General features: G+C 67.4%; 4 protein-coding genes and 1 tRNA gene. 4 read left to right on the forward strand and 1 reads right to left on the reverse strand.

From position 1 onward, the window contains the following. Positions 1-39: 39 nt before the first annotated feature. Positions 40-116: transfer RNA gene (locus FV222_RS18725), tRNA-Met, on the forward strand. Positions 117-279: 163 nt separating this feature from the next. On the opposite strand, the gene FV222_RS18730 is transcribed toward FV222_RS18725, so the two are convergent. Further along, positions 280-1275, reverse strand: coding sequence for a hypothetical protein (locus FV222_RS18730; RefSeq protein ID WP_147765157.1), 996 nt, complete (start codon positions 1273-1275; stop codon positions 280-282). A gap of 35 nt (positions 1276-1310) precedes the next feature. Here FV222_RS18730 and FV222_RS29815 point away from each other — a divergent pair, with 35 nt between their 5' ends. The 3 genes from FV222_RS29815 to FV222_RS18740 form a co-directional block, all read left to right on the forward strand. After that, complete coding sequence (locus FV222_RS29815; RefSeq protein WP_210248498.1) at positions 1311-1604, forward strand: hypothetical protein; 294 nt, start codon at positions 1311-1313, stop codon at positions 1602-1604. Positions 1605-1743: 139 nt separating this feature from the next. Beyond that, positions 1744-3660 (forward strand): molecular chaperone DnaK, encoded by a 1917-nt coding sequence (gene dnaK / locus FV222_RS18735; protein WP_147765158.1) that lies wholly within the window; start codon positions 1744-1746, stop codon positions 3658-3660. Between the two features lie 207 nt (positions 3661-3867). Beyond that, positions 3868-4215: DnaJ domain-containing protein (locus tag FV222_RS18740; RefSeq protein ID WP_147815367.1), on the forward strand; the 348-nt coding region annotated here is incomplete at its 3' end.

Genomic DNA, 4215 nt, shown 5'->3' on the forward strand with positions numbered 1-4215 from the left:
GCCAACACATCCCCTCAACACGACACTCGATCACCCTGGCGCGGGGTGGAGCAGCCCGGTAGCTCGTCAGGCTCATAACCTGAAGGTCACAGGTTCAAATCCTGTCCCCGCAACCAAACATCATATCCCACATCAGCCGGCTCGCCCAACGCGAGCCGGCTTTTTCGTGTTTTAAGCAGGCACGACGCTAAGCCTTGCCTCTTCACTATCGCGATGATGCAAGGCCTCCCACTCCCGCTCGGAGCAGGGGAGGGGGCTTCTTGCCAGCGATGACATCTTCTACTCGCCTTGCGGCAAGGCGGCAGCGCCGCCGTCCGGGTTCATGCCTTCTACGGGCGGCTTCCGCCGTGGGCGAGGAGGCGCAGCGGGTGCGGTGGCCGCGGTGACGTTGACGCCGAGGCGCGTCGCCAGGGCGAGGGCGCGGTTCTCGGTGACTCGGAGATGGCAGAAGCCGTGGGCGCCTTCGCGCGCATAGGTACGGCAGAGCTGCTCGCGGTCCGAGGAGAACGCGGCCTGCTCCGTCACGATCGGGCGGACGTCCTCGCGCCGCGCCCGCTGGGTCATCAGCTTGTAGTTCTCTCGCACCGCCTTGTCGGCGACGCCCCGGGCCGAGTCGAACTCGGAGGAGCGGGGGATCAGGGTGGCCGCGGCCGGCCCCCACAGGCCGACGGGGGTGGTGGCGCAATCCTGGGCGGAGAACGTGCAGACTGGCGTCGGCCCGAGGCTCGATACCAGCACGCCGCCTTCCGTCACGTCGAACCGCAACGGGCACTCCGCAGCCGCCGCCTCATAACGGGGTACACCTTCCGGCCGGCCCTCCGAGGTCAGGGTGATTGTGCCTCCGCCGCCGAGCGGCACCTTGCAGGTCTCCGTCGGCTGCGAGACTTTGGTGCCCGGCAGCGTGATCCGCGCGGACAAACCCGAGCCGGCGCGCTCGAGCTTGAGGCTGCCGCTCAAGCCGTTGAGCATCAGCTCCTGGCCGACCAGCCCATCTTCCGATGGGGCCTTCAGCACCACGGGGCGCGAGGGGACGACCGGGCGCGGTGCCTCGGGCACGGAGGCCGCGGGATCGTCGGGAAGCGGCGTGCCGGGGATCGGTGCGGCGGGCGGACCCGCCGGGACCCCGCGCGGCGGCACCGGAGGTTTCGCTGCGCGGCCGATCCCGAACAGCTCCTCGAAGAAGTTTTGGGCCGAGGCTTCGCCGGGCATCAGGGCCGCGAGCGCGAAGCAGGGAACCGCGAGAAACGGGATGACGGGGCTGCGGGTCGGACGCATCGGGTCTTTCGGTACGGCGGCAGGTGGCCCGCGCGATGCCGGCCTCGCACCATGCTGGACGCTCTTTACGAAGCGTTAACACGGCTTCGGTGGCGGAGGCGTGGCCGTGGCGCAACAAAATGCAGGCCGGCGGGACGGCGTTCGAGCAAGTCCTGGAGGCGAGTCGGCTCCATAGCGATGCAATGCACGGGCGAAACGAACTCGAAACCCACCGGCCGGCCGCGTTCCGCGTGACGGCGCAAGCACTTGGCGCGATCGCGCATCTCGGAGGCGGCTTTGCCTTGCGAGCCTGCATCGCCCTTCTTATATCCGGCGAGACGCGGGATTAAGCGTGGGATCGGAGCCGTTCGCGGCCCCTGTTCCGGCCCCGGTTCCGTCTCCACATCTTCCAGCACCACACCGCCATGGGCCGAGCTGCTTCGGGGCTCGGCGGTCTGCTTGATCGCAACCAACATAAGGGATCCCACCATGGGTAAAGTCATCGGCATCGACCTCGGCACCACCAATTCGTGCGTGGCCGTGATGGAGGGCTCGCAGCCCAAGGTCATCGAGAACGCGGAAGGCGCCCGCACCACGCCGTCCATCGTCGCCTTCACCGACGACGGCGAGCGCCTCGTCGGTCAGCCGGCCAAGCGCCAGGCTGTCACCAACCCTGACCGCACCTTCTTCGCCATCAAGCGCCTGGTCGGACGCACCTACGACGATCCGATGACGCAAAAGGACAAGGGTTTCGTGCCCTACACGATCGCCCGCGGCGACAACGGCGACGCCTGGGTCGAGGCCGACGGCAAGAAGTACTCGCCCTCGCAGATCTCCGCCTTCACGCTGCAGAAGATGAAGGAGACCGCGGAGGCTCATCTCGGCCAGCCGGTGACGCAGGCCGTCATCACGGTGCCCGCCTACTTCAACGACGCCCAGCGCCAGGCGACCAAGGATGCCGGCAGGATCGCCGGCCTCGAGGTGCTGCGCATCATCAACGAGCCGACCGCGGCCGCGCTCGCCTACGGCCTCGACAAGAAGAAGGCCGGCACCATCGCGGTCTACGACCTCGGCGGCGGCACCTTCGACGTGTCGATCCTCGAGATCGGCGACGGCGTGTTCGAGGTGAAGTCGACCAACGGCGACACCTTCCTCGGTGGCGAGGACTTCGACAACCGCGTGGTCGAGTACCTGACCGCCGAGTTCAAGAAGGAGCAGGGCATCGACCTGACCAAGGACAAGCTCGCCCTTCAGCGCCTCAAGGAAGCCGCCGAGAAGGCGAAGATCGAGCTGTCCTCGGCGACGCAGACCGAGATCAACCTGCCCTACATCACCGCCGACGCCACCGGGCCGAAGCATCTCGCGCTCAAGCTCAGCCGCGCCAAGTTCGAGTCCCTCGTCGACGACCTGGTGCAGCGCACGATCGAACCCTGCCGCAAGGCGCTCAAGGATGCCGGCGTCTCCGCGTCCGAGATCGACGAGGTCGTGCTCGTCGGCGGCATGATCCGCATGCCGAAGATCCAGGAAGTGGTGAAGTCGTTCTTCGGCAAGGAGCCACACAAGGGCGTGAATCCGGACGAGGTCGTGGCCATCGGCGCCGCGGTCCAGGCCGGCGTGCTCCAGGGCGACGTCAAGGACGTGCTGCTCCTCGACGTGACCCCGCTCTCGCTCGGCATCGAGACGCTGGGCGGCGTGTTCACGCGGCTCATCGACCGCAACACCACGATCCCGACCAAGAAGAGCCAGACCTTCTCGACGGCCGAGGACAACCAGAACGCGGTCACCATCCGGGTCTTCCAGGGTGAGCGCGAGATGGCAGCCGACAACAAGCTGCTCGGCCAGTTCGACCTGATGGGCATTCCGCCGGCTCCGCGCGGCATGCCGCAGATTGAGGTGACCTTCGACATCGACGCCAACGGCATCGTCAACGTGACGGCCAAGGACAAGGCGACGAACAAGGAGCACCAGATCCGCATCCAGGCCTCGGGCGGCCTTTCGGACGCCGACATCGAGAAGATGGTCAAGGACGCCGAGGCCAACGCCGAGGCGGACAAGAAGCGCCGCGAGCTCGTCGAGGTGAAGAACCAGGGCGAGAGCCTGGTCCACGCGACCGAGAAGTCGGTGAAGGAGTACGGCGACAAGGTCTCGGAGGCCGACAAGGGCGGCATCGAGACCGCGATGACCGCGCTCAAGACTGCGCTCGAGGGCGAGGACGTCGAGACCATCAAGGCCCGCACGACGGACCTGATGCAGGCCTCGATGAAGCTCGGCGAGGCGATGTACGCGGCCAGCCAGACGCCCGAGGGTGGGCCGGACGCGGCCGCCGGGGCCGAGGCCAAGAAGGACGACGTCATCGACGCCGACTTCTCGGAGGTCGACGAGAAGGACCAGAAGAAGCGGGCGTAAGCTTCGCGCACGAGTTGAAGCGGGGCCGGAGCGATCCGGTCCCGTTTTCGCTTGCGGCGGCGGCGTCCGACCTTCATTCCGGGGCCGCCGACGGCCCCGAAGGTCGGAACGCCGCCGGCCACTGGGACGACCCTTCACGACGACGGCACGACGGCGCCGACTGCCGGGGGCAGGCGGACGGCCGGTTAGGCACTATCGAGGCAAGGCATGTCGAAGCGGGACTATTACGAGATCTTGGGTGTCGCCAAGACCGCGTCGGACGGCGAGATGAAGGTCGCCTTCCGCAAGCTCGCGATGACCTACCACCCGGACAAGAATCCCGGCAACAAGGACGCCGAGATCAAGTTCAAGGAGATCAACGAGGCGTATCAGTGCCTGTCCGACGGGCAGAAGCGCGCCGCCTACGACCGCTTCGGCCACGAGGCCTTCACACAGGGCGGCGGCCAGGGCGGCCCCGGATTCGGCAACGAGTTCGGCGACTTCATGTCGGACATCTTCGACAACTTCTTCGGCGACGGCCGCGGCGGCGGCCAGCAGCAGGCCCGCGGGCGCGGC

The sequence above is a fragment of the Methylobacterium sp. WL103 genome (assembly GCF_008039885.1).
Classification (GTDB): Bacteria; Pseudomonadota; Alphaproteobacteria; order Rhizobiales; family Beijerinckiaceae; genus Methylobacterium; species Methylobacterium cerastii.